27 protein-coding genes are annotated in these 26,498 nt (G+C 38.8%); 15 read left to right on the top strand and 12 right to left on the bottom strand.

The window, feature by feature from the left end:
- The first annotated feature begins 19 nt into the window (after window positions 1-19).
- From recN to HOO54_RS13595, 4 genes are all read left to right on the top strand, one after another.
- Entirely contained in the window at window positions 20-1,750 is a 1,731-nt protein-coding gene (recN, locus tag HOO54_RS13610) for a DNA repair protein RecN (protein ID WP_172296113.1), read from the top strand.
- A gap of 276 nt (window positions 1,751-2,026) precedes the next feature.
- Window positions 2,027-3,349, top strand: a complete 1,323-nt coding sequence (gene spoIVB, locus HOO54_RS13605) for a SpoIVB peptidase (RefSeq protein WP_172296111.1) — start codon at window positions 2,027-2,029, stop codon at window positions 3,347-3,349.
- Between the two features lie 285 nt (window positions 3,350-3,634).
- The gene (gene spo0A / locus HOO54_RS13600) at window positions 3,635-4,435 is read left to right on the top strand and encodes a sporulation transcription factor Spo0A (protein WP_172296109.1); all 801 of its coding nucleotides are present in this window, start codon (window positions 3,635-3,637) and stop codon (window positions 4,433-4,435) included.
- Between the two features lie 953 nt (window positions 4,436-5,388).
- Entirely contained in the window at window positions 5,389-5,661 is a 273-nt protein-coding gene (locus tag HOO54_RS13595) for a DUF3784 domain-containing protein (RefSeq protein WP_253907680.1), read from the top strand.
- 68 nt (window positions 5,662-5,729) lie between these two features.
- Here the strand turns inward: HOO54_RS13595 and HOO54_RS13590 are convergent, their stop codons facing one another.
- The 8 genes from HOO54_RS13590 to HOO54_RS13555 all read right to left on the bottom strand — a co-directional run bounded on the left by HOO54_RS13590 (window position 5,730) and on the right by HOO54_RS13555 (window position 10,794).
- On the bottom strand, window positions 5,730-5,891 hold the full coding sequence (locus HOO54_RS13590; protein ID WP_172296107.1) for a hypothetical protein: 162 nt from the start codon (window positions 5,889-5,891) through the stop codon (window positions 5,730-5,732).
- A gap of 218 nt (window positions 5,892-6,109) precedes the next feature.
- Window positions 6,110-6,262, bottom strand: a complete 153-nt coding sequence (locus tag HOO54_RS13585; protein ID WP_172296105.1) for a hypothetical protein — start codon at window positions 6,260-6,262, stop codon at window positions 6,110-6,112.
- Window positions 6,263-6,454: 192 nt separating this feature from the next.
- Entirely contained in the window at window positions 6,455-6,832 is a 378-nt protein-coding gene (locus tag HOO54_RS13580) for a hypothetical protein (RefSeq protein ID WP_172296103.1), read from the bottom strand.
- 197 nt (window positions 6,833-7,029) lie between these two features.
- Window positions 7,030-7,257 carry a hypothetical protein gene (locus HOO54_RS13575; RefSeq protein ID WP_172296101.1) on the bottom strand — a complete coding sequence of 76 codons (228 nt, stop codon included), beginning with the start codon at window positions 7,255-7,257 and terminating at the stop codon, window positions 7,030-7,032.
- A 178-nt stretch (window positions 7,258-7,435) separates the two neighbouring features.
- Window positions 7,436-7,684 carry a hypothetical protein gene (locus HOO54_RS13570; protein ID WP_172296099.1) on the bottom strand — a complete coding sequence of 83 codons (249 nt, stop codon included), beginning with the start codon at window positions 7,682-7,684 and terminating at the stop codon, window positions 7,436-7,438.
- A 789-nt stretch (window positions 7,685-8,473) separates the two neighbouring features.
- Window positions 8,474-9,624 (bottom strand): IS3 family transposase gene (locus HOO54_RS13565; protein WP_172292672.1). Its coding sequence is split into 2 segments (ribosomal slippage): window positions 8,474-9,363 and window positions 9,363-9,624, totalling 1,152 coding nucleotides; the frame shifts between segments, so codons are not numbered across the junction.
- A 325-nt stretch (window positions 9,625-9,949) separates the two neighbouring features.
- Complete coding sequence (locus tag HOO54_RS13560) at window positions 9,950-10,462, bottom strand: SMI1/KNR4 family protein (protein WP_172296097.1); 513 nt, start codon at window positions 10,460-10,462, stop codon at window positions 9,950-9,952.
- Window positions 10,459-10,794: a glycosyltransferase family 2 protein gene (locus tag HOO54_RS13555; RefSeq protein ID WP_172296095.1), complete on the bottom strand. Its 336-nt coding sequence runs from the start codon at window positions 10,792-10,794 to the stop codon at window positions 10,459-10,461. Before HOO54_RS13555 ends, HOO54_RS13560 begins: the two co-directional genes overlap by 4 nt.
- A 742-nt stretch (window positions 10,795-11,536) precedes the next feature.
- Here HOO54_RS13555 and HOO54_RS13550 point away from each other — a divergent pair.
- Both HOO54_RS13550 and HOO54_RS13545 read left to right on the top strand, forming a co-directional pair.
- Window positions 11,537-11,803 (top strand): hypothetical protein, encoded by a 267-nt coding sequence (locus HOO54_RS13550; RefSeq protein WP_172296093.1) that lies wholly within the window; start codon window positions 11,537-11,539, stop codon window positions 11,801-11,803.
- Window positions 11,804-12,813: 1,010 nt separating this feature from the next.
- On the top strand, window positions 12,814-13,536 hold the full coding sequence (locus HOO54_RS13545) for a glycerophosphodiester phosphodiesterase (RefSeq protein ID WP_172296091.1): 723 nt from the start codon (window positions 12,814-12,816) through the stop codon (window positions 13,534-13,536).
- A gap of 30 nt (window positions 13,537-13,566) precedes the next feature.
- On the opposite strand, the gene HOO54_RS13540 is transcribed toward HOO54_RS13545, so the two are convergent.
- The gene (locus tag HOO54_RS13540) at window positions 13,567-13,815 is read right to left on the bottom strand and encodes a DUF2627 domain-containing protein (RefSeq protein ID WP_172296089.1); all 249 of its coding nucleotides are present in this window, start codon (window positions 13,813-13,815) and stop codon (window positions 13,567-13,569) included.
- A gap of 154 nt (window positions 13,816-13,969) precedes the next feature.
- Between HOO54_RS13540 and HOO54_RS13535 the strand changes: the two genes are divergently transcribed.
- The 8 genes from HOO54_RS13535 to HOO54_RS13500 all read left to right on the top strand — a co-directional run bounded on the left by HOO54_RS13535 (window position 13,970) and on the right by HOO54_RS13500 (window position 23,992).
- The gene (locus HOO54_RS13535; RefSeq protein ID WP_172296087.1) at window positions 13,970-16,039 is read left to right on the top strand and encodes a sigma-54 interaction domain-containing protein; all 2,070 of its coding nucleotides are present in this window, start codon (window positions 13,970-13,972) and stop codon (window positions 16,037-16,039) included.
- A 131-nt stretch (window positions 16,040-16,170) separates the two neighbouring features.
- On the top strand, window positions 16,171-17,082 hold the full coding sequence (gene yqiS / locus HOO54_RS13530; RefSeq protein WP_172296085.1) for a phosphate butyryltransferase: 912 nt from the start codon (window positions 16,171-16,173) through the stop codon (window positions 17,080-17,082).
- 2 nt (window positions 17,083-17,084) lie between these two features.
- On the top strand, window positions 17,085-18,179 hold the full coding sequence (gene bcd, locus HOO54_RS13525) for a branched-chain amino acid dehydrogenase (protein ID WP_172296083.1): 1,095 nt from the start codon (window positions 17,085-17,087) through the stop codon (window positions 18,177-18,179).
- Between the two features lie 30 nt (window positions 18,180-18,209).
- Entirely contained in the window at window positions 18,210-19,322 is a 1,113-nt protein-coding gene (buk, locus tag HOO54_RS13520; protein WP_172296081.1) for a butyrate kinase, read from the top strand.
- Window positions 19,306-20,727, top strand: coding sequence for a dihydrolipoyl dehydrogenase (lpdA, locus tag HOO54_RS13515; protein WP_172296079.1), 1,422 nt, complete (start codon window positions 19,306-19,308; stop codon window positions 20,725-20,727). Before buk ends, lpdA begins: the two co-directional genes overlap by 17 nt.
- 15 nt (window positions 20,728-20,742) lie before the next feature.
- Complete coding sequence (locus HOO54_RS13510; protein ID WP_172296077.1) at window positions 20,743-21,735, top strand: thiamine pyrophosphate-dependent dehydrogenase E1 component subunit alpha; 993 nt, start codon at window positions 20,743-20,745, stop codon at window positions 21,733-21,735.
- 12 nt (window positions 21,736-21,747) lie between these two features.
- Complete coding sequence (locus tag HOO54_RS13505; protein WP_172296075.1) at window positions 21,748-22,731, top strand: alpha-ketoacid dehydrogenase subunit beta; 984 nt, start codon at window positions 21,748-21,750, stop codon at window positions 22,729-22,731.
- 22 nt (window positions 22,732-22,753) lie between these two features.
- The gene (locus HOO54_RS13500) at window positions 22,754-23,992 is read left to right on the top strand and encodes a dihydrolipoamide acetyltransferase family protein (protein WP_172296073.1); all 1,239 of its coding nucleotides are present in this window, start codon (window positions 22,754-22,756) and stop codon (window positions 23,990-23,992) included.
- Window positions 23,993-24,021: 29 nt separating this feature from the next.
- Here HOO54_RS13500 and HOO54_RS13495 read toward each other — a convergent pair whose 3' ends face one another.
- Entirely contained in the window at window positions 24,022-24,924 is a 903-nt protein-coding gene (locus tag HOO54_RS13495) for a YegS/Rv2252/BmrU family lipid kinase (RefSeq protein WP_172296071.1), read from the bottom strand.
- A gap of 143 nt (window positions 24,925-25,067) precedes the next feature.
- On the opposite strand from HOO54_RS13495, the gene HOO54_RS13490 reads away from it, so the two are divergent.
- Window positions 25,068-25,505: a BrxA/BrxB family bacilliredoxin gene (locus HOO54_RS13490; RefSeq protein ID WP_172296069.1), complete on the top strand. Its 438-nt coding sequence runs from the start codon at window positions 25,068-25,070 to the stop codon at window positions 25,503-25,505.
- Between the two features lie 23 nt (window positions 25,506-25,528).
- Here the strand turns inward: HOO54_RS13490 and HOO54_RS24360 are convergent, their stop codons facing one another.
- Both HOO54_RS24360 and HOO54_RS24355 read right to left on the bottom strand, forming a co-directional pair.
- On the bottom strand, window positions 25,529-25,897 hold the full coding sequence (locus tag HOO54_RS24360; RefSeq protein ID WP_253907679.1) for a transposase: 369 nt from the start codon (window positions 25,895-25,897) through the stop codon (window positions 25,529-25,531).
- 189 nt (window positions 25,898-26,086) lie between these two features.
- Entirely contained in the window at window positions 26,087-26,497 is a 411-nt protein-coding gene (locus HOO54_RS24355) for a transposase (RefSeq protein WP_253907678.1), read from the bottom strand.
- Between the last annotated feature and the right edge of the window lies 1 nt (window position 26,498).

Raw genomic sequence — 26,498 nt, 5'->3', positions numbered from 1 at the left:
AAAAGAGGTGTCATATTGCTTGTTAGCTGAATTATCAATTAAGAACTTTGCCATTATTGAAAAACTAACCGTTTCTTTTGAAAAAGGACTGACCGTATTAACAGGAGAAACCGGTGCTGGAAAATCAATTATCATTGATGCGATCTCTTTGCTTATTGGAGGAAGGGGATCTTCTGAATATGTCAGATATGGTGAAAAAAGAGCTGAATTAGAAGGGCTTTTTTTGCTTGATGGTAATCATCCTGCCTTAGAGCTATGTTCTGAACAAGGAATAGAGGCTTCAGATGAAATGATCATTTTGAGAAGAGACATCAATGCAAATGGCAAAAGCATTTGCCGTGTAAACGGAAAACTTGTCACAATTGCAACATTAAGAGAAATCGGAAGGCTTTTATTGGATATTCACGGTCAACATGATCATCAGCTTTTAATGACAGAAGATCATCATCTTGAGCTCTTGGACCGTTATGCTGGGGAAGAAATTGATAAAGCTTTGAAAGCCTATCAAGAAGTATATGATCGCTACTTGAACGTGCTGAAGAAGGTTCATCAGCTCTCTGAAAGTGAACAAGACATGGCTCATCGTCTTGATTTAATTCAATTCCAGCTTGGTGAGATTGAATCAGCAAACCTTGAGCCAAAAGAGGACGAACGTTTAGAGGAAGAACGACAACAAATCGCGAACTTTGAAAACATATTTGAAGCCTTGCAAAATGCTTATCATGCACTTCGTAATGAGCAGGCAGGACTGGATTGGGTAGGCATGGCAGCAAGTGAATTGGAAAGTGTTTCCGATATTCATGAAGAACTAAAAAAAATTTCTGAGTCTGTCACCAATGCGTACTATATGTTAGAAGACTCCACCTTTCAAATTCGAAACAAGCTAGATGAATTGGAATATGATCCCGAGCGGCTTAACATGATTGAAATGCGTTTGGATGAAATCAAGCAGCTGAAGCGAAAGTACGGTGCTACTGTCGAAGATATTTTTACCTATTCCTCTAAAATAGAAGAAGAAATTGAACGGATTCAAAATCGGGATAGCCACTTGGAAAAGTTGAAGATCGAGTTGGATTCTGTGATAAAAGATCTCTGTATAGAAGCAAAAAATGTCTCAAAAATCCGTAAATCTTGGGCTGAAAAACTTTCTTTTCATGTTCAACAAGAATTAAAAGAACTTTATATGGAAAAGGCGAAATTTGACACTAGCTTTCACATCAAAACAACGGACTCTCGAGACAGTGTACCTGTTATCAACGGTACACCTGTTCAGCTTACAAAAAAAGGGATAGATGTCGCTCGTTTTCTCATTTCAACAAATCCAGGGGAACCGCTCAAATCTTTGGCAAAAGTTGCTTCAGGTGGCGAATTGTCAAGAATTATGCTGGCGATTAAAAGTATTTTCTCCACACAACAAGATGTTACATCCATAATTTTTGATGAAGTTGACACAGGAGTCAGCGGAAGAGTTGCGCAGGCCATTGCCGAAAAGATTCACCGAGTCTCAACAGGTTCTCAAGTTTTATGTATTACCCATTTGCCACAAGTAGCTGCCATGGCTGATACACATCTTTTGATAACAAAGCAATCTAAAAGCGGCAGGACGATGACGAGTATTAATCCTTTGTCAAAACAGGAAAAAATTTCAGAAATCGGTCGGATGATTGCCGGTGTAGAAGTCACTGACTTGACAAAACGCCATGCAAAAGAACTTTTAAGTCAAGCCACTCTTGTTAAAAATAGTGGGTAAGCTGTTTAAAAAGTCCTTTCAACATAAATCAGAGGGAATTGCGCGTCTCCTCCAGGAACAGCGAGTCAGGCGAGCCCTCGCACGAGCAAGGAACAAGCTCAGAAGAGGCTCGCGGATCGCCCGTGGTAAGCAGGCATTACCCATCTTGATTCATCCTACTACTTTCAGGACACCCCCGCTTTTTTATATTCTTTATCTTTTTATCCAATGTTTTTCTCTCGATCAAAGTTATAAATCACTCTCTGAAAGGCAAAAGTAATGATGTAGCGAATCATTATGGTATGGGTTAGGTGCGAGGAGAGTGAAAAGGTGGATGTTGAAAAAATCAGAAAAGCAGTAGGTTTAATTCTCCTTGTTTCTTTAATAAGTGTGGGGTTTTACAAACCTGTTAAAGAATACATTGTAATACCAAAGCATATGAACATTTTTGAAACCGACTCACGGGTCATTAACACCAGTTTACCTGTTAAGACCCAAAAAGAAAAGAATGCATCATCAGAAGCGTTTACGTTAAAAAAGAATCACCATAATGTGAAACTAAATGGGGAAAAGACAGGGTCAGGAGAATTGGTTTATAATGTTGCCGGTTTTCCAGTTAAAAAAACAAAAGTAAACGTTCTCTCTGATTTAAAAGTGATACCAGGCGGGGAGTCAATTGGTGTAAAGTTGCATTCTGTAGGGGTTTTAGTTGTAGGTTTTCATCAGATTAATACGAAAGACGGAAAAAAATCACCTGGTGAAGAAGCCGGAATTATGACTGGTGATATCATTACCAAAATAAATGAGAAGAAAATTGAAAAAATGAACGATATCACCCCGTTTATTCAAAAAGCAGGGAAAACAGGAGAAACGCTTCATCTTTCCGTCAAAAGAGATCGTCAAAAAATTGAAACAAAACTGACCCCAAAAAAGGACCAAACCGAAAAAAAATATCGAATTGGTTTATATATTAGAGACTCTGCTGCAGGAATCGGGACGATGACATTTTTTGAACCCACCTCCAAAAAATATGGGGCACTAGGGCATGTCATTTCAGATATGGACACAAAAAAACCGATTGAAGTGGAGAATGGGGAAATTGTAAAATCCACTGTTACCTCAATTGAAAAAGGAACAGGCGGAAATCCCGGTGAGAAATTAGCTCGTTTTGCATCTGAAAGAAAAGTCATTGGTGACATTAACAGAAACAGCCCATTTGGAATATTTGGAACACTTCATCACCCCATTAAAAACCACATTGAAGATAAAGCTCTTCCAATTGCGTTTTCAAATGAAGTAAAAGAAGGACCAGCAAAGATTTTAACCGTTATCGAAAATGATAAGGTTGAAAAATTTGATATCCAAATTGTCAGCACAACTCCTCAGAAATTTCCGGCTACAAAAGGAATGGTGCTGAAAATCACCGATTCCAGGTTGTTAAATAAAACAGGGGGAATTGTTCAAGGAATGAGCGGCAGTCCTATTATTCAAAATGGAAAGATCATCGGTGCGGTTACACATGTGTTTGTTAATGATCCAACTAGTGGGTATGGTGTTCATATTGAATGGATGTTATCTGAAGCCGGAATTGATATTTACAAAAATAATAAAGCAAGCTAAACTGCCAGGATTCTCTGGCAGTTTTCGCCTTTAATTTTTGATCCATCTCATGTAAAATAAAAGAAGAAAAAGATTTTTCGACAAACTTGTGATTTGTTGATTGTCAAGCTTCATAATTGGTCGAAAAATCAAGAAAAACAGTGAAAATAAGAAGAAAACCGTGGTAAACGACTAATAATTGAAAAAAACATTTTTAAAAAGAGGGAATAAACTGGTGTTGTCGAATTAAACATATTAGAAAAAGATTGATGAAATTTATCAACATCACATTGGGGAGGAAGAAACGTGGAGAAAATTAAAGTGTGTATTGCTGATGATAACAGGGAGCTTGTCGGCCTTTTAAGTGAATATATAGAGGGCCAAATTGACATGGAAGTCCTCGGCGTGGCGTATAATGGTCAGGAATGTCTCTCATTGTTTAAGAATAAGGAACCTGACGTCCTTGTACTTGATATTATCATGCCTCATCTTGATGGATTGGCTGTGCTAGAGCGGCTGAGAAAGTCGGAGTTGAAAAAACAGCCGAACGTGATCATGTTAACAGCATTCGGACAGGAAGATGTCACGAAAAAAGCAGTAGAATTAGGCGCTTCTTACTTTATACTTAAACCTTTCGATATGGAAAACTTAGTCGGTCATATCCGTCAAGTGAGCGGAAATGGTTCACATACGGTTCACCGAGCACCATCTACTCAAAATAGCATTTTGCGTCCGCAACAAGAACCACCAAAGAAAAACTTAGATGCCAGCATCACAAGCATCATTCACGAAATCGGTGTACCTGCACATATTAAGGGATATTTATACTTAAGGGAAGCCATTTCCATGGTGTACAACGATATTGAATTACTCGGCAGCATCACAAAAGTACTTTATCCTGATATTGCAAAAAAATTTAATACAACAGCCAGCCGCGTCGAACGGGCAATCCGCCATGCCATAGAAGTCGCATGGAGCAGAGGAAATATCGATTCGATCTCCTCACTGTTCGGTTATACAGTCAGCATGACAAAAGCAAAACCGACGAATTCCGAATTCATCGCGATGGTTGCTGATAAGCTTCGCTTAGAGCATAAGGCTTCTTGAAAGGAGCAGTGATCGGGGTTTGGCGATGGTTTAAGCGTTGAATTGCCGGTCTGTTTCTAACGAATAGTTTATCGTCACCCCAATGAATTTTTCGTTGTTATTGTGATGAATTTGGTCGCTAGTTCTACGCGATAAGTGGTAAAGAGAAATAGTGCAAGTCTTTATAACCTTGTCTTTATAGGCGGGGTTATTTTTTACAAAACAATGTCTATATTATGGATCAATAAGTGAGGGAAAAATGCCTGTGTGTTTTCAAAAACGTATACCAAGGAAAAACGGAAAACGCTCGATTGACTTCCTACGATCATTGTTCGGTCTGCATCATGAAAGCGGTACTCGAAGACAAGACATTTTTCGATCGATTTGCCATTCGTTCGGATCAGGTGTAAAATCTTTCTTGCTTTTTTTGAGGTTTCCCCATCCCTTTAATATGTACTTCTCACTGAACTTACGCAAATCAAACGCTCCAAGAGCCACCGATGCATAGTTAACGCTTTATTTGCAGCCATATACGGCTTTCGCTCCTTTGGCACTTCGACACCGGAGTTTTGAACACAAGATTAATATGCTAAAACATAACTAATAACTGAACAATCATATAGATCACGAATTGCTTATAAATAAGTCTTCTTTGTTGATCAATAATGCCCCCTTTGTTTTTTTCTTTTTTACCTAAGAAGGAATATCAAATAGTACGTGTAAATCTCTTATGGTATCCATCAATCAAAATATCGATAAAATTTGTCCGAAAGTATTGAAAATAAAAGTATGGACTTCATGAGTTAAAGATCGTGCATACACAAATTGAAAATTAATACTTTATTACTATTTTTTAAAATATAATCAAAAAAGAAACCACATCATTAAATATTTGTTTGAGATTTGAAAGATCAATGTTTATATTGGAGGTGTAAGATGACCTTAAATACAGATTTATCCACAGCTGTGGTTATTTGTATTACTACTGGTTTATTGTTTATTCTTGTTGGTTTGCTTATTTGGAAAAAAAGAAGCTAAACTTAATTGCAGGTTATGATGAAAAACAATATAAAGGAGATAAAAACAAATTAGCAAGAAAGATGGGGATATATTCAATTGTTCTTGGAATTTTTATCATAACACTCCCACTCTTGATGGTGTATATTGGTACATGGTATTCATGGGTATTTGTCATAATTATTGAACTTTTAACATTATTCATTTTAATCAGAGTATTATTAAAATAAATCTAAAATATGATATGAGCTAAATTAACTTTGTTTAAAATTACTGTCTATTATTGTAAGTTAGTATCTCAAAACCTTCCATACTGGAAATGGTCTGCATGCAGTTTTTTATCAATTATTTTTCCAGGTAAAGCAAAATCCTTAGTTCCAATAATATCATCGATATGTTTGTTTACTTCTCTTTGTAATTGAAGATGGTGATGCTCTTCTTGATCTACGATATGTCTCATATGTGATTACCCTTCAGAACCTTTAGGCATACCCGTACTACGAGCAAACTTTACAATCCCATGTTCTCAAAATCGATATGATAGGTTTTAGAACTGCTTAAATCGGTTATTGCAAATTCTCTTGCATACAATCTTGGGTTTTACAGAGACTTTAATACGTCCCTGCATGTTTCCGTTACTTTTTTCATAGTAACAGCTTTTGGTGATATCACAAGTTGTTATTTCTTGGCTGCTGCTTTAATGAGATGGGTGATGCTCTGACTTAGTTTGGCTACGTTTTTTGTCCAGACTGCGGCTCTTGCCCCGCCCATACTTAACATTGTGTCAATAAAGCCTTTTGCTTGTTTTTTCGCTGAGACTTTCTCATTCAAACTTACTTGTGAAGGCTTCGCTAAAGCCGTTTGCAGCGAACAAGACCATAAGCGTGCATTTCCGTCATGTAGGCTTGCAGTGTATAATCAGCTGATATGTTTAATGATTGGTAATTTATCTTGTTAAATTCAGATTGAATTGTAGAGCTAAAATCCTCACCCATTTAAATCTGGAAAAAGGAGCAAACTAGATTATAGTTCGGTTTCACATAAGGTAAGTCCTTTTGAACTGAAAGAAATATACGTACCATTTTTGAACGGATTTCCTTCAGTTTCTAAAAATACAACACCATCCCCAATCTTTACTATACAACAACCGTCTTCACTAGATGATTCTAACCTTCCTACAATATAAGAAGTATCTTCTCCACCCTTAATATTAAAAGAAGTGGACTTTTCTTCTTTAATATCTTTGTTCCAAATTAATAACTCCGGTATTTCAAATTCTACATCATAATACTTGTTACATTCAGGTATAGATCCTTCCCAATAAGCAGAACTTCTCCCGTATTCTAAAGAAAATGCAACTGTATTATTTTCAGCATTAAAATGTTTTATCAAAACTTTCACATATAACACCTCTTTGGTAATGGGACTCTCACAACAGTATGATCTACATTCATAACATTATTTGAGGATCGCAAGTCTATTTTCTTCATGATCATCAGGTTTTGTTGGTTTACTATTCATTTTACGGCTTCCATATTCATGCTTCCCTAAAACTATTCTGTTTGTTCTTGGGTGTTTATTATTGTGTGTATCAGGTCCTAAAAATTCTTCCCATCTCTTTGCATATGCATATGTTTCATTGTGGCACCTTGTTTGCGGAATTTTCCAATTAGCTTGGAATCGTTAATATTCAGTTTCCCGCTAATACTTCGCAAACCAGATGCTCCAAGTGCCGACAAAGCATGGTTATGGCTTTGCTGTTTTTGTTCAACAGAAATTTTATTCGCAAAACATATCTTAGCCGGTGAGTACTTCACTGAATCCATTTGTTGAAGCTATTCCGCATAAACCTTTTTGAGCATTTGAATACTGAAGTAAATAAAGGGGCCAGACCAGGCTGCAAGGCAGAGGAACTGACGAAAATAGTTACGAGATTCCAAGCGTTAGACAATGAGATCTCCCAATGAACTACACCAAGGCATTGAATTGACAAGGCAGACTCCTTTAACTTCCTACTTTTTCTACTACATATACTTTATTAACCGTGTTATCCTCGTTAAAAACATAAATTCTATCACAATGAATACATCTCCACACCTCTTTATTAGGATCAGGAATTGAAAGAGGGTCAAGATAATCTGCCATATTAATAATAACATCCCATTCTTTATCAGTATAAATATGCAGTTGAACATCGTTTGGAGCATCTACAGTTGATAGGTGATTTCCACACTTACATTGCATTCTAGCCATTTTTATTTTCCTCCTCGTTTGTTATCTTTCCATCGTTTGCACATATTTTTTGCTGTTATTGGTATTTTTTTATCATGATAAGCTTTTTAGTAAGATTAAGCACTTGTTGTACCTCTTCCTCAATTATAACTTTGTTTGCCTGTTGTTTGAACTCACTAAGAGATTTGAGTTCTGTCAATACTGTATTGACTTTAATTCCATAATCGTTTGTGATAGGATCTTTTCGACTTTTACCCTATTAACACTACTACTGACTATCTCACTTTTTCAAAATATCCATTTTTAAAAAATACGGGTTAAAGTAGATTGAGAGAGATAAATGGGGGTGTCCTGAAAGTAGTGTGGATTGGGGAATTGGCTTGCTCGCTTTGGCGTGCCTCCTCGGAGTTCGTTCCTTACTCCTGAGGGGTCTTGCAATTCTCCCTGATTCATGTTGATAAGGACTTTTTCGACAGCTCTGTTATCGATTTCAACTAATAACTGTCGATTTAATTATTTTCTCTCATCATCGGTCAGTTTGGATAGGTGAGAGGGAATGCTAGATCGCAATTTTTTAAATCGTAGTCTAATAAAGGTTATTGTTTTCAATTTCAAAAATATCAGGATAATAACTGATTTATATTTAATAAAAGGATCTTTTTTGGACCTATGTCAAGATATTGGACACTTAAAATATTAAATTATTGTCAAGGCTACCGCGCTTCGCTTGCTGTCCTCTTAATAGAAGGAACGGCATTCTCCCATTCCTTCTATTAAGAGGTAACTAAACTTCTACTCTATCAGTTGTATTCACTTTTGCGCATACTTTTTCTCATAAGCTATCGGTGATAAATAACCAATAGATGAATGAATACGTTTGTAGTTGTAAAAAGTCATGATATAGGCAAATATGCTTCTTTTTGCTTCTGCTCGTGTTTGATACTTCTGATGGAATATGAGCTCCTTCTTGATCACACTGTGAAAAGATTCAATACATGCATTATCGTAACAGTTACCTTTTCTGCTCATACTTGTCGTAATCTTATAGTCTCGTAGAACTGCTTGATAGTCATACGCTGCGTATTGACTACCTCGATCGGAATGGTGAATAAGCCCTTTCTGTGGTGGCTGCTGGTTTATCGCCCGTTTCAAAGCGGTAATGGTCAATTCCTTCGTCATACGTCTACTCATTTCCCAACCGATGATTCTCCTTGAAAATAAGTCCATGATCGTAGCTAAATACAACCAACCTTCTCTTGTCCATACATAGGTTATATCACCAACCCAAACAGCTCCAGGCTTGTCTACGTGGAAGTTTTGCTTCAATACATTCGGATAAATAGGATAAGAATGCTTAGAATTTGTCGTCGCCTTGTACTTTTTCACCGTTTTAGACCGCAAGTCATTCTCGCTCATGATACGAGTAACAGTCTTTTGAGATACATCCCAACCCTCTTGTTTTAATTGTTCAGTGATTTTAGGGCTACCATACCTTCTCTTGGACTCCATATAAACACGCTTCACTTCGGCTGTTAGCTTTTCTCTACGCTTTTTCTGCTCACTCTTATCTCGATTCCTCCAGTCATAATAACCACTTTTCCAAACACCTAATACTTCGCACATCTTCGCTACACGGAACTCGTGTCGGTGTTTTTCGATGAAGTCATAAATTACTTCTGGTTTTTTGCGAAGATGCCCATAGCCTTTTTTAAAATGGAAACTTCCTCTTCCAAGTCACGAATACGTTTATCTTTTTCATAATTAGCTTGATCCTTGGGATTAAGATTCCCACTTCCTACAAAGGCATCCTCCTGCTCTTCCTTATACTTATCCACCCACTTATGCAAAGTTTGATGAACTAAATCTAGCTCTCGTGCAACTTCAGCTACCTTTCTTCCATCTTCCACAACCATCTTAACAGCATAGATTTTAAAGTCTTTATCGTATCTTTTTCCGTTCATTTTGGACACTCCTAGAAATTATTAGTTTCAGTATAAAAATCTCTATTCTCTGTGTCCAATTATTAGACTAACATCATTTTTCGTACATTTATTGACTGTTCTTCGTGTGAAGTAGCCTACTCGCTTCGTCACATTAGACATCGTATGATTTAAAGGTTAAACACAAACCAACATGACTTTAGCTTCTTATATGGGGTTTAGCACAAACATTGGTAGTGATTGTCATTATCAATTCAACAATGTAAGTGAGGACTGGTTCCTTTTCAATGTTTGAAGATCTAATAAAATTCCCTAAACTTATTTAGCAAATCGAGGTTTTCAAATATCATGATTTTTTTAACTCAAATACTTCTTCCCTATTGTAATCAATCATTGCTAAAAAATATTCATTAAAATTTTTGAATCTGTCAATTTCCTCGCCAGCAAACCAAATAACTTCACCAGGAGTAGATGAATTCGGTAAACATAATACAAATAAATCTTTGTCAAATTCAGTAATAGCTATCGGAAGCAACTGTGTTCTGGAAACACCACTTTCTTTTAATACGTCATCATCTAGAAAAGTTTTCGCATAATCTTTAATCGCTGATTCCTGTAATTGTTCAGTACCAAATAAATCAACGGTTTGATAAAATCCTTTCCAGCCATTTGCATGTTTAAGAAACCTTCGAAACATAGAATCAAGATTATGTCCTAATTGGTCCTCTATTACACGAATTTGCTCCTCACTGGCCCCGACTTCCGGAAAATGATGAGGCCATATATTTTTTACATCATGTTTCATTAATTCCTGCTTTACAAGCACCATTGTGGCTATATTCTCTTTCCAATTCCTCATTGTCTAATTCCTTCTCCTTCACACATTTCGGCGTAAGTTTCCGGATCAACCCAATCGTCTGAGTCGAGAAACGCTACAAATTCCCCGTTTGCCTGCTTAATCGCGTTATTTCGCGCGGTTGCCGGCCCTTGATTTGATTGGTATATCGGTACGATCCGACTATCGGCGGCTGTGAAATTTCTTATTATATTGTGGGTAGAATCAGTTGATCCATCATCAACAACTAACACTTCGATACTGCTAAGAGTCTGCCTTACAACGCTATTTAAACAGTTGCGCAAATATTTTTCTCCATTATACACTGGTATAATAATACTCACTATCGGCTTCATTTGGTCAACAGCTCTATTCAATTCGGCATTCTGTAAATTGTCTAGATAGGATAATTATACTAACGGAATAGCTTGAATAAAATTGAACATTTAACACTTCGGGTTCGCTTGAGTATCCGAGTATGTTTTTGCGACTATATTTCATTGATTAAACGGAGATACTTTACGCAATGGATATCCTAGAACAGTAGTGGATGAAGCGGGCATTTATAGTGAAAATTTTGCTCAGATTTAGCTTAAGTCCATATAAAACCGCCATACACATATAGCGTGTCTTAAAATATAAAAGCTTGGGGCTGGTGAAGATGATATGGAGATTTCTAAGAAAAGAGAACTGGTTTTATCTGGAATCTCCTTCACCTCTCATATAGAGAATACCTTAGAATTGTACAAAAGTAACAGAATACACGGCTAATCGAACTTTTTGAAAGTGCGAAGCTGCAGAAAGTTTAACATTATATGAACTTATTTGTTTTGGGTTGTTCAGGGTAAAGAATGGGAATATAATGTAATTGTGTAGCGATAGACAGCTACACTTTGAAATTCATATCATTTCAGCTGAGTTGTCTGTTTTGACTGTGATTCACCATGTTGTTGCTTTATATGAGTGAGAGGTGGTGAGTGATGTCGATAACCGCTTAGTGAACGTAGAATGATTATTTATTTGTTCCTTTGAGAAAGCAGGCTTAGAACACTTTTCTAAAACATAGTTAATTCAATATTTTGAAAAGGGTGTTTTATCATGACAAAAAACGATTTATATTCTTCAGCCTTGGACATCGCTTTTTCCGATTCAGAATTTTTATCTGTACTTCAAAAAAAAATGCTGCATAAATACCTTTTTAATGGGTATACGTTTTCTCAAGAAGAAAGTCATCCAGATAAAGGAACAATTTATTTTGGGGTCGATTGTCCTCCAGAAATACGTTGTTTAATTAATCCAAGTTTTGAAGTAGATATTGATTTTAGTTCCAAACGTGTTGTAGAAATTCGTGGTGGGAATACATGATTTACTGAACAGCTTGTCGATAACGCCGTGAAAACGGCCATCGACAAGCTTTTTGTCTTTCAGTATCAGTGCAGTATAAACTAATAAAAAAACCACAACAATTTTTAGTTATACAAACTTAGATCTATTATCGTTTTAAAATCTTATATGAGAAACCGCTTAATTATCAATTGCAGATCTGCATTCTTTCAATTTCAGTATCGCTGACAAAGTGCTGAACAAAACGTAGAAATCATTATTTGGATATTGGCTGTGGAGATGTATCGATTAAACGTATTTGCGGTGACCATAGCGAGTCAGTTCATGAGAGATCTTTTATCATTCTCATCACTTGATTCATGATCATTCAATCATTGTTAAAAGTGAATATCGATATTCATCAGCACAAAAAGAGATCAGAATTCTTTCTGACCTCTTTTTAATGACCTCAATTGTCATCACTGTTGGAATCGAAAAGTTTTGAAATGATCTCAAGAGCAAGTATCATAATAGGTATACCTACAACGAAATAAAGGAAACTCTTTGGCATAACCATGTTACAATAATAAAGAAAAATTGTTCCAAAAATAAACATCGTTATATATTTTAGAAATGTTTTCATGATCACTTATCTATAATATATTTTTATACATCTCAGCATACTTCTAGATAGGTTTCAGTGTTTCCTTCAATCGCTATATGAAAGAACTTCTGAATAATATCAAACTTATTCAAAGTAAACAATTTGTATTTTATTACAATTATGTATGGTGAAGTACGGCATTGTCAATTTACATCAGGACCTATATTTAAAATAACCGCTAAAAAGCATAAAATAGGGTTCAGATATAAAGGTCTTTAGGCTCTCTTTTCTAGAAGGAGTCTCGCAATTCCCACTGATTTATGTTAAAAAAAGACTTTTTAGACAGATCTTTTTTTGTTTTCTAAAATGACGAACCTAACTGTGGAAAAAACAGCATAAGATCTTCATAATGAGGAGAGACCAAATATTCTTCCCAGAGGTGAACGACATGACAAAGGTTTTTGCGCATAGAGGTGCTTCAGGTACTTTTCCTGAAAATACAATGATTGCTTTTAAACACGCTGCAGCAGTAGGGGCTGATGGTATTGAATTGGATGTGCAGATGACAAAAGATGGTCATCTTGTTGTGATCCATGATGAAAAACTTGATCGAACAACATCATTGAAAGGTTTCGTTAAAGATTATACATACGAAGAAATGCAAAGAGGAGACGCGAGTTTTCGCTTTTCTGAAAAGACCGGATTTGTTACAGTACCAACCCTAGAAGAAGTATTTGCTTGGGCAGAAAAAGAAGATTTTCTCCTTAATGTAGAGTTGAAAAATAGCATTGTTCGGTATGATGGGATGGAAGAAAAAGTGTTGTCGCTGATTTCTAAATATGGGCTTCAGGAACGGCTTATCCTTTCTTCCTTTAACCATGAAAGCCTTGTTCACTGTTTTCGGCTGAACTCTGATATCGAGTTGGCTGCATTGTATATGGATGTTCTTTATCAGCCTGAGCGATATATTGAGACAATACCTGCTTCAGGGTTTCATCCTTATCTTCGCTCTATGTCAGAAGATACGATTAAAAATGCTCATCGAAACCAAAAAGCGGTTAGACCGTTTACGGTCAATCGTGAGGAGGATATGAAAAAGCTGATTGAAGCGGGAATTGATGGTTTTTTTACTGATTTTCCTGAGAAAGCACTGATGATGAAGAACTCATAAAAAAATGCCGCATTTGCAAGCGGCGTTTTTTTATTGATCGTCCTCATTTTTTCGGAATCGGGTGCTGACCAGATTTCGTTTCTTGTCCCTGTATAGGATAAAGCCCCCTAAAAGATAAAGCCCGACTCCAAAAAGGATCATTCCTGTAAGACCCTGAATCCATAAAATTTGAAAAGGATTGATTAAAATACCGAAAAAAGTATCTCGCATCAGTTTAATGCCGGCGGCTGCCAAAGCTCCCGGAATGAGCAAAATAAGCAGTGCGATTAGTCTCCCCATATATGAATCCCCTTACAAATCATTTACCTTTATTGTCTGTTTGAAAAAATACTTTGTCAAGAAAGGAAAACATGATAACATAATAGGTGTTGTGCAAATAATTGCAACTGGAATGTTATGGTGTGCAAATTTTTTCATGAAATGGGGTAAATGAATGTTACAAAAAGTACTGATTATAGGTGCTGGAAAAGGGGGAACGGCTCTCTTAGATCTGCTGATGAAAACCAAAACGATGGATATTGAAGCAGTCATCGATAAAAACTCAAAAGCCCCGGGGTTGGCTATCGCTCAGCAAAACAACATAGAGACAGCGCTAGATTGGATACCATACATGACAAAGCCAATCGATATTATCATTGAAACAACCGGTGATCCGGATGTATTGAAACAAATCATCCGTAAAAAACAAAATAAAACGACTGTGGTCCCTGGTTCGCTTGCATATATCATGTCTCAATTAATGAATGAGAAGCAGCAGCTCATTCAAATTTTAAAAGAACAAACATATAAACATGACAGAATCTTTAATTCCATGAATGATGGCATGATCTATATCAATATCAATGGAGAAATTATGTTGTTTAATAAAATGGCAGAAGTCATGACTGGTACAAAACAACATGAAGCGATTGGGCAGCCTATTGAAAAGGTGATTCCCACCACAAAGCTTCCGCGGATACTCAACACAAGAGAACCGGAATACCATCAAAAGCAATTTCTTCATCCAAATCGGCAGATTGTGACAACGAGGATTCCGATTATCGATAACGGCGGGACACTATTAGGGGCACTCAGTATTTTTAAAGATATCACTGATGCTGTTGAGCTGGCTGAAGAGGTAACGAATCTCAAAGAAGTCAGAACGATGCTTGAAGCGATTATTCAATCATCCGATGAAGCGATATCGGTCGTTGACGAGAATGGAATCGGAATGATGATCAATCGGGCATATACGAAAATGACCGGCCTCTCAACAGATCAAGTAATTGGAAAACCGGCAAATACTGATATTTCTGAAGGCGAAAGCATGCATTTAAAAGTGCTGGAAACAAGGCGGCCTGTTAGAGGCGTGAGAATGAAAGTCGGTCCGAATAAAAAAGAAGTTATTGTCAATGTTGCGCCGATTATTGTTGATGGCATTTTAAAAGGGAGTGTCGGTTTAATTCACGACGTTTCTGAAATTCAATCACTGACAAAGGAGTTGGATAGAGCCCGTCAAATTATCCGCACCCTTGAAGCAAAATATACATTTGCTGATATTATCGGCTCAAGTGAACAAATGCTCGTTGCATTGGAACAGGCGAAATTAGGAGCGAAAACCCCTGCGACGATTTTGTTAAGAGGTGAATCGGGGACAGGAAAAGAGTTGTTCGCTCATGCGATACATAACGAAAGTGACCGAAAGTATAATAAGTTTGTCAGAGTAAACTGTGCGGCTATTTCTGAATCCTTACTTGAATCAGAGTTGTTCGGCTATGAAGATGGTGCTTTTTCTGGAGCGAAACGCGGTGGAAAAAAAGGTCTTTTTGAAGAAGCGAATAACGGGAGTATCTTTTTGGATGAAATCGGTGAACTCTCACATAATACGCAAGCAAAATTGCTTCGCGTTCTTCAAGAAAAAGAAATTGTCAGAGTAGGAGGCACAAAACCGATATCCGTTCATGTAAGAGTGATTGCGGCAACGAATGTCAACATTGAAAAAGCACTTGCTGAAGGCAGATTTCGCGAAGATTTGTATTATCGTATTAATCGATATCCGATTTCGATTCCGCCGCTTAGACAGCGGAAAGAGGATATTGATTCCTTAAGTCATCATTTACTCGCAAAGATCAATCAAGAGTATGGGCGGAATGTAAAAGGATTGACAAAAAAAGCGATTAAATCACTGGCAATGCGCAAATGGCCGGGGAATGTCAGGGAGCTTGAAAATGTGCTTGAGCGAGCAATGATCTTTTTGAAGCCGCAACTTGAGTGGATCGATCTTGAACATCTACCTGAAATAGATCATCCGAAGAATAAACTCAAGATAGACCCGCTTTTAACAGAAATCGAAAATGAAAAACTGTCAGACGCTGTTGAGCGGTTTGAGGCTCATGTGATTCAAGAGGCGCTTGAAAAACATCAATATAATAGAACAAAAACTGCCAAAGCACTTGGTGTTAGCATCCGTAATCTCTATTATAAGATTGACAAATACGATCTTGCAAAAGATGGCATGCAATAAAATGCAGGTATTTATGCAAAATCATGCAGGGTGTTCAACAGGTTCACAGTACTTTAGTCGGTTTATGAATGTGGCACAAAACTTGCAATGTAGTAAATGGGAGCGGATGTTTGCTGAGAAAGGTGGGTACTATGAAACTGACACAACTATTGCACAAAGCAACAGAGTTGAAAAATAAAACGGTAGCTGTTGCACATGCAGAAGATGATGAAGTACTTCAGGCTGTCAAACTTGCAATCGAGCAACAATTTGCCCGTTTTTTATTAATCGGAAACAGAGAGAAAATCAGGGAAATCATGTTGGAGATCGATCTTCCCAAACGCCATGTGGACATCATTCATTCGGAGACAGTCGAAGAATCTGCAAATATTGCGGTTCAATCTGTGAGGAATGGTCATGCGGATGTTTTGATGAAAGGGAACCTTCCTACAGCTATCCTGTTGAAAGCTGTTTTGAACAAAGAATATGGTTTGCGTTCTCGTGGTGTTCTATCGCATGTATCGGCATTTGAAATCAGCGGGTTTGATAGGTTGATCTATATCACTGATGCCGCAATGAACATTAAACCAAAGCTAGAGGAACAGAAACAAATTTTAGAAAATGCTGTACGTGTTGCAAGAGCAGTCGGGGTTTCGATGCCGAAAGTCGCTTGTCTTGCAGCTGTTGAAACGGTAAACCCAGCTATGGAAGCGACTTTAAATGGAGCTGTTCTCACACAAATGTACCACAGAGGACAAATTCGAAATTGTATTGTCGATGGTCCTTTGGCTCTGGATAATGCTGTTTCAGAGAGTGCCGCTCGTCATAAAAATATTAGCGGCCTTGTAGCAGGTCAAGCTGATATTTTACTTGTTCCTTCAATTGAAGCTGGCAATCTTCTTTATAAATCCTTAATTCATTTTGCAAATGCAAAGGTAGGAGCTGTTCTAGTTGGAGCAAAAGCTCCAATCGCCTTAACAAGCAGGGCTGATTCCGCTGAGAACAAATTGTATTCAATTGCTCTCGCACTATGTACGTCTGAAAGTCAACACGAGGAGGAATAAAAATGGAATTATTTCAGTATATGGAACGATATGACTATGAACAAATGGTATTTTGTCAAGATAAACTTTCTGGTTTAAAAGCGATCATTGTCATCCACGATACAACACTTGGTCCTGCTTTAGGTGGTACAAGAATGTGGACGTATGAAAATGAAGATGCGGCTATTGAAGATGCCTTGCGTTTGGCTCGGGGAATGACCTATAAAAATGCGGCGGCAGGATTAAATCTTGGTGGAGGTAAAACCGTCATCATCGGTGATCCGCGCAAAGATAAAAATGAGGAAATGTTCCGTGCCTTCGGCCGTTATATTCAAGGTCTAAATGGAAGATACATTACGGCAGAGGATGTTGGCACAACTGTTGAAGATATGGATATTATTCATGATGAAACAGACTTTGTCACTGGTATTTCTCCTGCATTCGGTTCATCAGGAAATCCTTCGCCTGTTACTGCTTACGGTGTATACAAAGGAATGAAAGCAGCCGCAAAAGAGGCTTTTGGTACGGATTCTCTTGCTGGAAAAACGGTTGCCGTCCAAGGTGTCGGTAATGTTGCTTATCATCTTTGTAGTCATCTTTACAAAGAAGGTGCAAACTTAATTGTGACAGATATCAACAAAGAAGCGGTTGAGCGAGTTGTTGCCGAATTTGGTGCTAGGGCTGTCGACCCTGATGATATTTATTCGCAAGATTGTGATATATATGCACCATGTGCACTTGGTGCAACGATTAATGATGAGACAATATCTAAGCTGAAAGCCAAAGTAATTGCCGGAGCTGCTAACAATCAGCTTAAAGAAACAAGACATGGGGATCAGATTCACGAGATGGGGATTGTCTATGCACCAGATTATGTGATTAATGCTGGTGGTGTCATTAATGTAGCAGATGAACTGTATGGCTATAATGCTGAACGAGCTTTGAAAAAGGTCGAAGGAATTTATGGAAATATAGAGCGTGTCCTTGAAATATCAAAACGTGATGGTATTCCGACATATTTAGCAGCAGATCGCCTTGCTGAAGAGCGGATCGAGCGCATGCGTCAGTCAAGAAGCCAATTTTTACAAAACGGGCATCACATTTTAAGCAGACGTTAAAATGTCCCCCATACAGGAGGTTTTAAATAAATGCAGCTACAGGAAAAACGTATTCTCGTCATAAATCCGGGATCAACATCTACAAAGATCGGCGTTTTTCATGATGACCGTTCAATTTTTGAAAAATCTATTCGCCATGACGAGGCGAAGCTCCAACAATTTGAAACGATTATTGATCAATATGCTTTTAGAAAACAGGCTGTTTTAGAGACATTACATGAACAAGGGATTAACATTTCGAAGCTGAATGCCGTCTGTGGCAGAGGGGGTTTGCTTCGCCCGATTGAAGGCGGCACATATAAAGTAAATGATCAAATGGTTGAGGACTTAAAAAACGGCTATGCTGGACAGCACGCTTCAAATCTTGGTGGAATCATCGCTAAAGAAATTGCTGATGGTTTAAATATCCCAGCCTTTATCGTTGACCCTGTTGTTGTTGACGAAATGTCTCCAGTTGCAAAAATTTCCGGCACTCCAAAAATTGAGAGAAGAAGCATTTTCCATGCTCTCAATCAAAAAGCGGTGGCCAGAAAAGTGGCTTTGCAGTTTGGTAGACGCTATGAGGATATGAAAATGATCATCACTCATATGGGAGGCGGTATTACAATCGGTGTCCATTGCAATGGTCGTGTCATCGATGTCAATAATGGTCTCCATGGCGAAGGCCCGCTCGGTCCTGAGCGTGCCGGTACTATTCCGGCTGGTGACCTGATTGATTTATGTTTTTCAGGCGACTATACGCGTGAAGAACTGATGAAAATGCTAATTGGCGGCGGTGGCCTATATGGCTATCTCGGGACAAAAGATGCTGTAAAGGTTGAAACAATGATTAAGGAAGGCGATCAAACCGCAGAGCTTATTTATGAGGCGATGGCTTATCAGATTGCCAAGGAAATCGGGGCTGCCAGTACTGTTTTAAGAGGTGAAGTTGATGTCATCATACTGACTGGCGGACTTGCTTACGGCAAAATGTTTATTGCTTCAATCAAAAAATATATTGATTGGATTTCGGATGTCTTTGTATATCCTGGTGAAAACGAACTTCAAGCCTTGGCAGAGGGGGCTTATCGTGTATTAAACAACGAGGAAGAGGCAAAACAGTATCCGAACCAAAGGAGGGAAACAGATGGCTACCGAGTATGATCTCGTCATTCTTGGAGGAGGAACCGGTGGATATGTGGCAGCGATAAGAGCTTCGCAACTTGGATTAAAAACGGCTGTTGTTGAAAAACGAAAGCTTGGTGGCACATGTCTTCATAAAGGGTGTATTCCATCTAAAGCGCTTCTGAGGAGCGCTGAAGTTTTTCGAATGACAAAAAAGGCAGCTGAATACGGGGTAAACATCTCTGGAGCTGAGCTGCAATTTTCTCAAGTGCAAAACAGAAAACAAAAGATTGTTGATCAGCTTTATCGCGGTGTTAAACAATTAATGAAAAAAGGTAAAATTGATGTTTATGAAGGGATTGGGCGAATTCTCGGACCGTCAATTTTTTCTCCCATTCCAGGAACGGTATCAGTTGAAATGGCAAATGGCGATGAAAATGAAATGCTGGTTCCGAAAAATGTGATCATTGCTACCGGATCAAGACCGCGGTCACTTCCAGGACTGGAGCCTGATGGGGTAAATATTCTTTCCTCTGATGAAGCGCTTGAACTAGAGAGTCTGCCGGCATCGATCCTAATCGTTGGTGGTGGTGTCATCGGAATTGAGTGGGCTTCAATGCTTCATGACTTTGGTGTTGAGGTGACAGTGCTTGAATATGCGGACAGCATTTTACCGACCGAAGACCGCGATATTTCTAAAGAAATGCAAGCGCAACTGGTGAAGAGAGGGATTCGGATCGTCACAGGTGTGAAAGTGATGCCTGACAGCCTTGAAAATGGAGAAACAATTAGGATTCAAGCTGAAAAGGACGGAGAAAAGGAGATGTTTGCTGCTGAAAAAATCTTGATCTCCGTCGGCAGACAGGCAAATGTAGAAGGGATCGGTTTGGAAAACACTGATATTCAAATAGAAAATGGGTATATCGTAACCAACAATATGTATCAGACGAAAGAGTCTCATATTTATGCGGTTGGAGATGTCATCGGTGGTTTGCAGCTGGCTCATATGGCTTCACATGAAGGCATCACTGCTGTTGAACATATTGCTGGTCAAGAGCCTTTTCCTCTAGATGATACTGTTGTTCCAAAATGTATTTACTCAAGTCCTGAAGCGGCGTCTGTTGGTTTAACAGAAGCAGAGGCAAAGTCGGCAGGACGAAATGTGAAAATTGGAAAGTTTCCATTTCAGGCCATCGGAAAAGCGCTTGTGTATGGTGAAACGGCTGGTTTCGTTAAAATTGTTGCTGACCGGGACTCAGATGATATTTTAGGTATCCATATGATCGGTCCTCATGTGACAGAGTTGATTTCTGAAGCTGGGTTGGCAAAGGTGCTTGATGCAACGCCGTGGGAAGTTGGCCAAACGATCCATCCGCACCCAACACTTTCTGAAGCGATCGGCGAAGCGGCGCTTGCCGCTGATGGAAAAGCGATTCATTTTTAAAAGGAGTGGAAAATAATGAGCAAAAATCGTCATGAGGCTGTGGGCTTAACAGATGAGCAAGCGCTTGATATATTGAAAACCATGCTCTTAGCAAGAAAACTTGATGAGCGAATGTGGTTGTTAAATCGCTCTGGAAAAATTCCATTTGTTATTTCCTGTCAAGGTCAGGAGGCGGCTCAGGTTGGTGCAGCCTTCGCGCTTGATCGTGAACACGACTATGTCCTTCCATATTACAGAGATTTGGGGATCGTGCTAGCTTTTGGGATGACGGTAAAAGATTTAATGCTTTCTGCGTTTGCTAAAGCCGAAGACCCAAATTCAGGAGGCAAACAAATGCCGAGTCATTTTAGTCAAAAGAAAAACAGGATTGTGACAGGGTCTTCCCCGGTAACAACACAAGTTCCCCACGCGGTCGGCATCGCGCTTGCAGGAAGGCTTGATAACAAACAGTTGGCTACCTTTGTGACTTTTGGTGAAGGTTCTTCAAATCAAGGGGATTTTCATGAAGGTATAAACTTTGCGGCCGTCCATAAGCTTCCTGTTATTTTCATGTGTGAGAACAATAAATATGCCATTTCAGTTCCTTATGAACAACAGGTGGCATGTGAACATATTTCCGATCGTGCCCTTGGCTATGGTATGCCAGGTGTGACAGTTGACGGTAATGATCCGCTTGAAGTATATAAAGTGGTCAAAGAAGCCAGGGAAAGAGCTGGAAGAGGTGAAGGACCAACATTGATTGAAACCATTTCATACCGGTTAACCCCTCACTCAAGTGATGATGATGACCGTAGCTACAGAGGTCAGGAAGAGGTAGCAGAGGCTAAAAAAAATGATCCGCTTGTGAAATACACAGAGTATGTAAAAGAAGTAGGACTTCTTGATGACAACCGAGAAAAAGAGATCTTAGATGAGATTGCAAAAATCGTCAATGAAGCAACAGAATATGCTGAACATGCACCTTACGCTGAACCAGAAGAAGCATTGCGGCATGTTTATGCAGAGTAAGGGGGAAAAACAATGCCTGTTATGTCATATATAGATGCTGTTACTTTGGCTTTAAAAGAGGAGATGGAAAGAGACTCCCGTGTCTTTATTCTTGGAGAAGACGTCGGAAAAAAAGGCGGGGTATTTAAAGCGACTACCGGTCTTTATGAACAGTTTGGAGCGGATAGAGTGATGGATGCTCCTTTAGCTGAATCTGCGATTGCTGGTGTTGGTATTGGAGCTGCAATGTATGGGATGAGACCGGTTTGTGAAATTCAGTTCGCTGATTTTATTATGCCGGCTGTTAACCAGATCGTGTCTGAAGCAGCAAAAATCCGCTACCGCTCAAATAGTGACTGGACTTGTCCGGTTGTCATCAGGGCTCCATATGGCGGTGGGATTCACGGAGCATTGTACCATTCCCAATCAGTTGAGGCCATATTTGCTAACCAGCCTGGTTTGAAAATTGTCATGCCTTCAACACCAAACGATGTAAAAGGGCTGTTAAAAGCGGCAATTCGTGATGAAGATCCAGTGCTCTTTTTTGAACATAAAAGAGCATATCGTCTAATTAAAGGGGAAGTTTCAACAGATGATGATGTGATCCCGATCGGAAAAGCAGATGTCAAGCGGGAAGGTGAAGACATCACTGTGATCACTTATGGTTTATGTGTCCACTTTGCCCTTCAGGCTGCTGAACGCCTCGCAAAAGATGGAATTTCGGCTCACATTCTTGATTTGAGAACAGTATATCCGCTTGATCAAGAAGCGATCATTGAAGCCGCTGCGAAAACAGGAAAAGTACTTCTGTTGACGGAAGATACAAAAGAAGGCAGTGTCATGGGTGAAGTGGCTGCCATTATTGCTGAACATTGCTTATTTGATTTGGATGCACCAATTAAACGGTTGGCTGGTCCGGATGTTCCGGCAATGCCTTATGCACCGACAATGGAAAAATATTTCTTGATCAATCCAGATAAAACAGAAAAGGCCATGAGAGAACTAGCAGAGTTTTAATAGACGGAAGGAGGACGATTGAATGGCAGTGGAACAGATGACAATGCCGAAACTTGGGGAGAGTGTCACAGAGGGAACAATCAGTAAATGGCTTGTCAATGTCGGAGATCATGTCAATAAATACGATCCGATCGCTGAAGTGATGACAGATAAAGTGAATGCTGAGATACCTTCTTCTTTTACTGGTCAAATTACGAAACTGATTGCAAAAGAAGGAGAAACGTTGGAAGTCGGAGAAATGATATGCACATTTGAAACAGCTGAGAAAGAGAAGCACAATAAGGTAGTGAAAGAAGAAATAAATGAACCAGAAAAATCACCACTTCCGGCAGATCAAACGAATAAAAAACGTTATTCGCCCGCTGTTGTGAGACTTGCCGGGGAACATCAGATTAATTTGGAACATGTGGAAGGTACTGGAGCCGGCGGGAGAATTACTCGCAAAGATATTGAACAAATCATTGCATCAGGCACTGTTTCTAAAGAACATGAAGCAGAGCTGAAACATGCTGAACCACAACCGGAGCCACAGGCAGAAACACCAAAGCCTCGTGGAACAGTCGGTGATATTGAAATCCCGGTTACTGGCGTCCGCAGTGCAATTGCTGCCAATATGGTCAGAAGCAAGCATGAAATTCCTCATGCCTGGATGATGATGGAGGTTGATGTAACCGATCTTGTCAGCTACCGTAATAAAATAAAAGCTGATTTTAAAAAGAAAGAAGGGTTCAATTTAACCTTTTTTGCGTTTTTTATCAAAGCGGTTGCGCAGGCTTTAAAAGAATTCCCGCAAATGAATAGCATGTGGGCTGGTGATAAAATCATTCAGAAAAAAGACATTAATATTTCTATTGCAGTTGCAACAGAAGACGCTTTGTTCGTGCCGGTCATTAAGTATGCTGATGAAAAGACAATTAAAGGTATTGCGAGAGAAATTACTGATTTGGCAAATAAAGTGAGAAGCGGAAAGCTGATGAGTAAAGATATGGAGGACGGAACGTTTACTGTAAACAATACCGGTTCATTTGGTTCTGTTCAATCAATGGGGATCATCAACTATCCGCAAGCGGCAATTTTGCAAGTGGAATCAATTGTTAAACGTCCTGTTGTGATGGAACATGGCATGATCGCTGTCAGAGATATGGTCAATTTATGTGTATCAATTGATCATCGCGTTCTGGACGGTCTAATTTGTGGTAAGTTCTTAACTCGTGTCAAACATATTTTAGAACATATGGATGAACATACATCTGTTTATTAACGATAAAAAACAGCTGATCTTAAGTGAGGTCAGCTGTTTTCGCTATGAGATGGGACAAGCATATTGAGGTGCCTGTTCAGCACTTCGATAGAAGTTGGTGACTGTGTATAGATTTCACCATCGGTATCGACATCCATTTTTTCAGCCGTTTCAATCGTCATCGTTGTTCCCCTATAATACGAAAGTTCCCCTTTGAAAGCTTCCCATTCAGGTTCTTCTAATGTGAGAAGCTCTTTTAATGCAGCTAGATTTGGATTCCGGCAAACTAGTACATCCGCTTTTCCGTCAGAAATACTTAAATTTGAAAGGGGCAGCCGGTTTGTTCCGATATACTGTCCATTTAAAACCAAAACCAGCACGACATGATCAGTAAGTGTTTTTCCATCAATGGTCAGTTTAACAGGGAAAGGTTTAAGGTTTGTCATCATCCGCAATGCGCTTGTGAAATAACTGAGTCTTCCTAAAAAAGCTTTTTCTGTTGGATTGATATGGTTTGAAGCCTCGGTGATGAACCCTACTCCCCAAAAGTTTAAACAATAGTGCTCGTCTGTTTTCAGAATATCAACAGGAATAGAATCTCCGTTTACAAGCGCTTTAGTTGCCTTTGTTATATCCTGTGGAATGTGAAGAGATCTTGAAAAATCATTGCATGTTCCGCCGGGAAGAATACCGATTGTAGGTGGGGACTGAAGCTGGCTAACGCCATTTATGCATTCGTGAACTGTACCATCCCCGCCTAAAATAAACAATTCTTTAATTTCGTTGTCTATGTTTTGACAAAAATGGAGAGCATCATGTTGCTGTTTTGTACCTTTTACGATTAGTTCATCGGTTTCCTCAGAAAGGATTGGAACGGTGATACCAAGCGTTTTATCAATACTTTTCTGTCCTGCATGGCCGTTATAGATCAACATCGCTTTTCGTCGACTCATATGGCCCTCCTTTATCGATAAAAGTGGTCTATTTTTAGTTTCCCCATCAATTCGGATGATAAACAAAACGGCTCATTTGCGGTCTGTGTGGTTTCAAAGTATCATAATGAAGAGATGATCTGTTAACAAAGGAGAGTTTAAAAATGAGTATGGATTTTAATTTGTTTATGAATGATATTGTCCGGCAAGCAAGACAGGAAATAACAGCTGCTGGATACAAAGAATTAAAAACAGCTGATGATGTCGATGAGGCACTTACAAAAAAAGGGACAACGCTTGTTATGGTGAATTCTGTCTGCGGATGTGCCGGTGGGATTGCGAGACCGGCTGCTCATCATGCAATCCACTATGATAAACGACCTGCTCAACTGGTCACGGTTTTTGCAGGTCAGGATAAGGAAGCAACTGCAAGAGCGAGAGAATATTTTGAAGGATACCCGCCATCTTCACCATCATTTGCTTTGTTGAAAGATGGAAAGATTTTAAAAATGGTTGAACGTCATGAAATTGAAGGATTTGAGCAAACAGAAGTCATGAACAAGTTACAAGAGTTATTTGAAACATATTGTGAAGAAGTATAATCAATTTTATTAAACGTGGCTGTCTAATAATAAGTCCAAAAATAAAGCAAGTGAAGAAACTTGAATTGTGTTTCTCCACTTGCTAATTTTTTGTTTCGGCTTTTCCCTGAAAGTAGCTGGCGGATACCTGCTACTTTCAGTAGGTTGTGGGCTAATGCAACAATTCCAAATTCGACATGAACTTTGTCGAGGCTTCGTAAAGAAAACCTGCGGAACGACCGATTGCCCTTGATGTGACCGAACACGCTTTCTGCTTCGACTTTTCGTCGTGTATAGATGGCGGCTTTCTCTTCACATTCAAAGGCTGCTTTTGCCTTCGCTTTCATTTCTTCGAAGATTGGATTCCAGCGAACTTGACGATTTCTTTTTGCTTTCGTACACCTCGCTTTCAATGGACAACCTGTACAATCTTCACATTATATATTTTATAACTTCTCTCATAGCCATATTACTTTTATTCATCCGATATCCTTTAAACATGACTTTTCGTTCGTTACGGCAAATAAGGCAGTCGTCTTGTTCTTGATAGGTCCAGTTTTTTGCGTTTTTGATGTCCTTTTTATATTTGCGTGTTTGTTCTTTTATGTAAGAGAGCCATATGGAATGAGAAAATCAAAACGTGGTTCTTTCTCTTCACCAACTGCATACATGTAATTTTCTTCACTCCCATACCCTGCATCGGCAATCACTGTTTGAGGCATGGGTAAAGAGGTAGATGCTAGTTTTTCTAAGTGCGGTATAAAACAACGTGTGTCCGTTGGCCGTTGATGAATGGAATAAAACAAAATAAATTGATTTTCCGTTCCGATCTGCACATTATATCCAGGTTTTAGTTGACCGTTTTTCATATGATCTTCTTTCATTCGCATAAAGGTGGCATCATGGTCTGTTTTGGAATAGCTGTTCCGATCGCCAAATGTACTGTTTTGTTTCTTGTATTTTGCCAACCGTGGTAAGAAATTTTCTCGAATCAGCTTAAAGATTTTTTCCATA

It is taken from the genome of Bacillus sp. WMMC1349 (assembly GCF_013155385.1).
In the GTDB taxonomy this organism is placed as follows: Bacteria; Bacillota; Bacilli; order Bacillales; family Bacillaceae; genus Bacillus.
The sequence above is the reverse complement of the archived record's forward strand: the minus strand, read 5'-3'. Positions and strand labels throughout refer to the sequence as shown.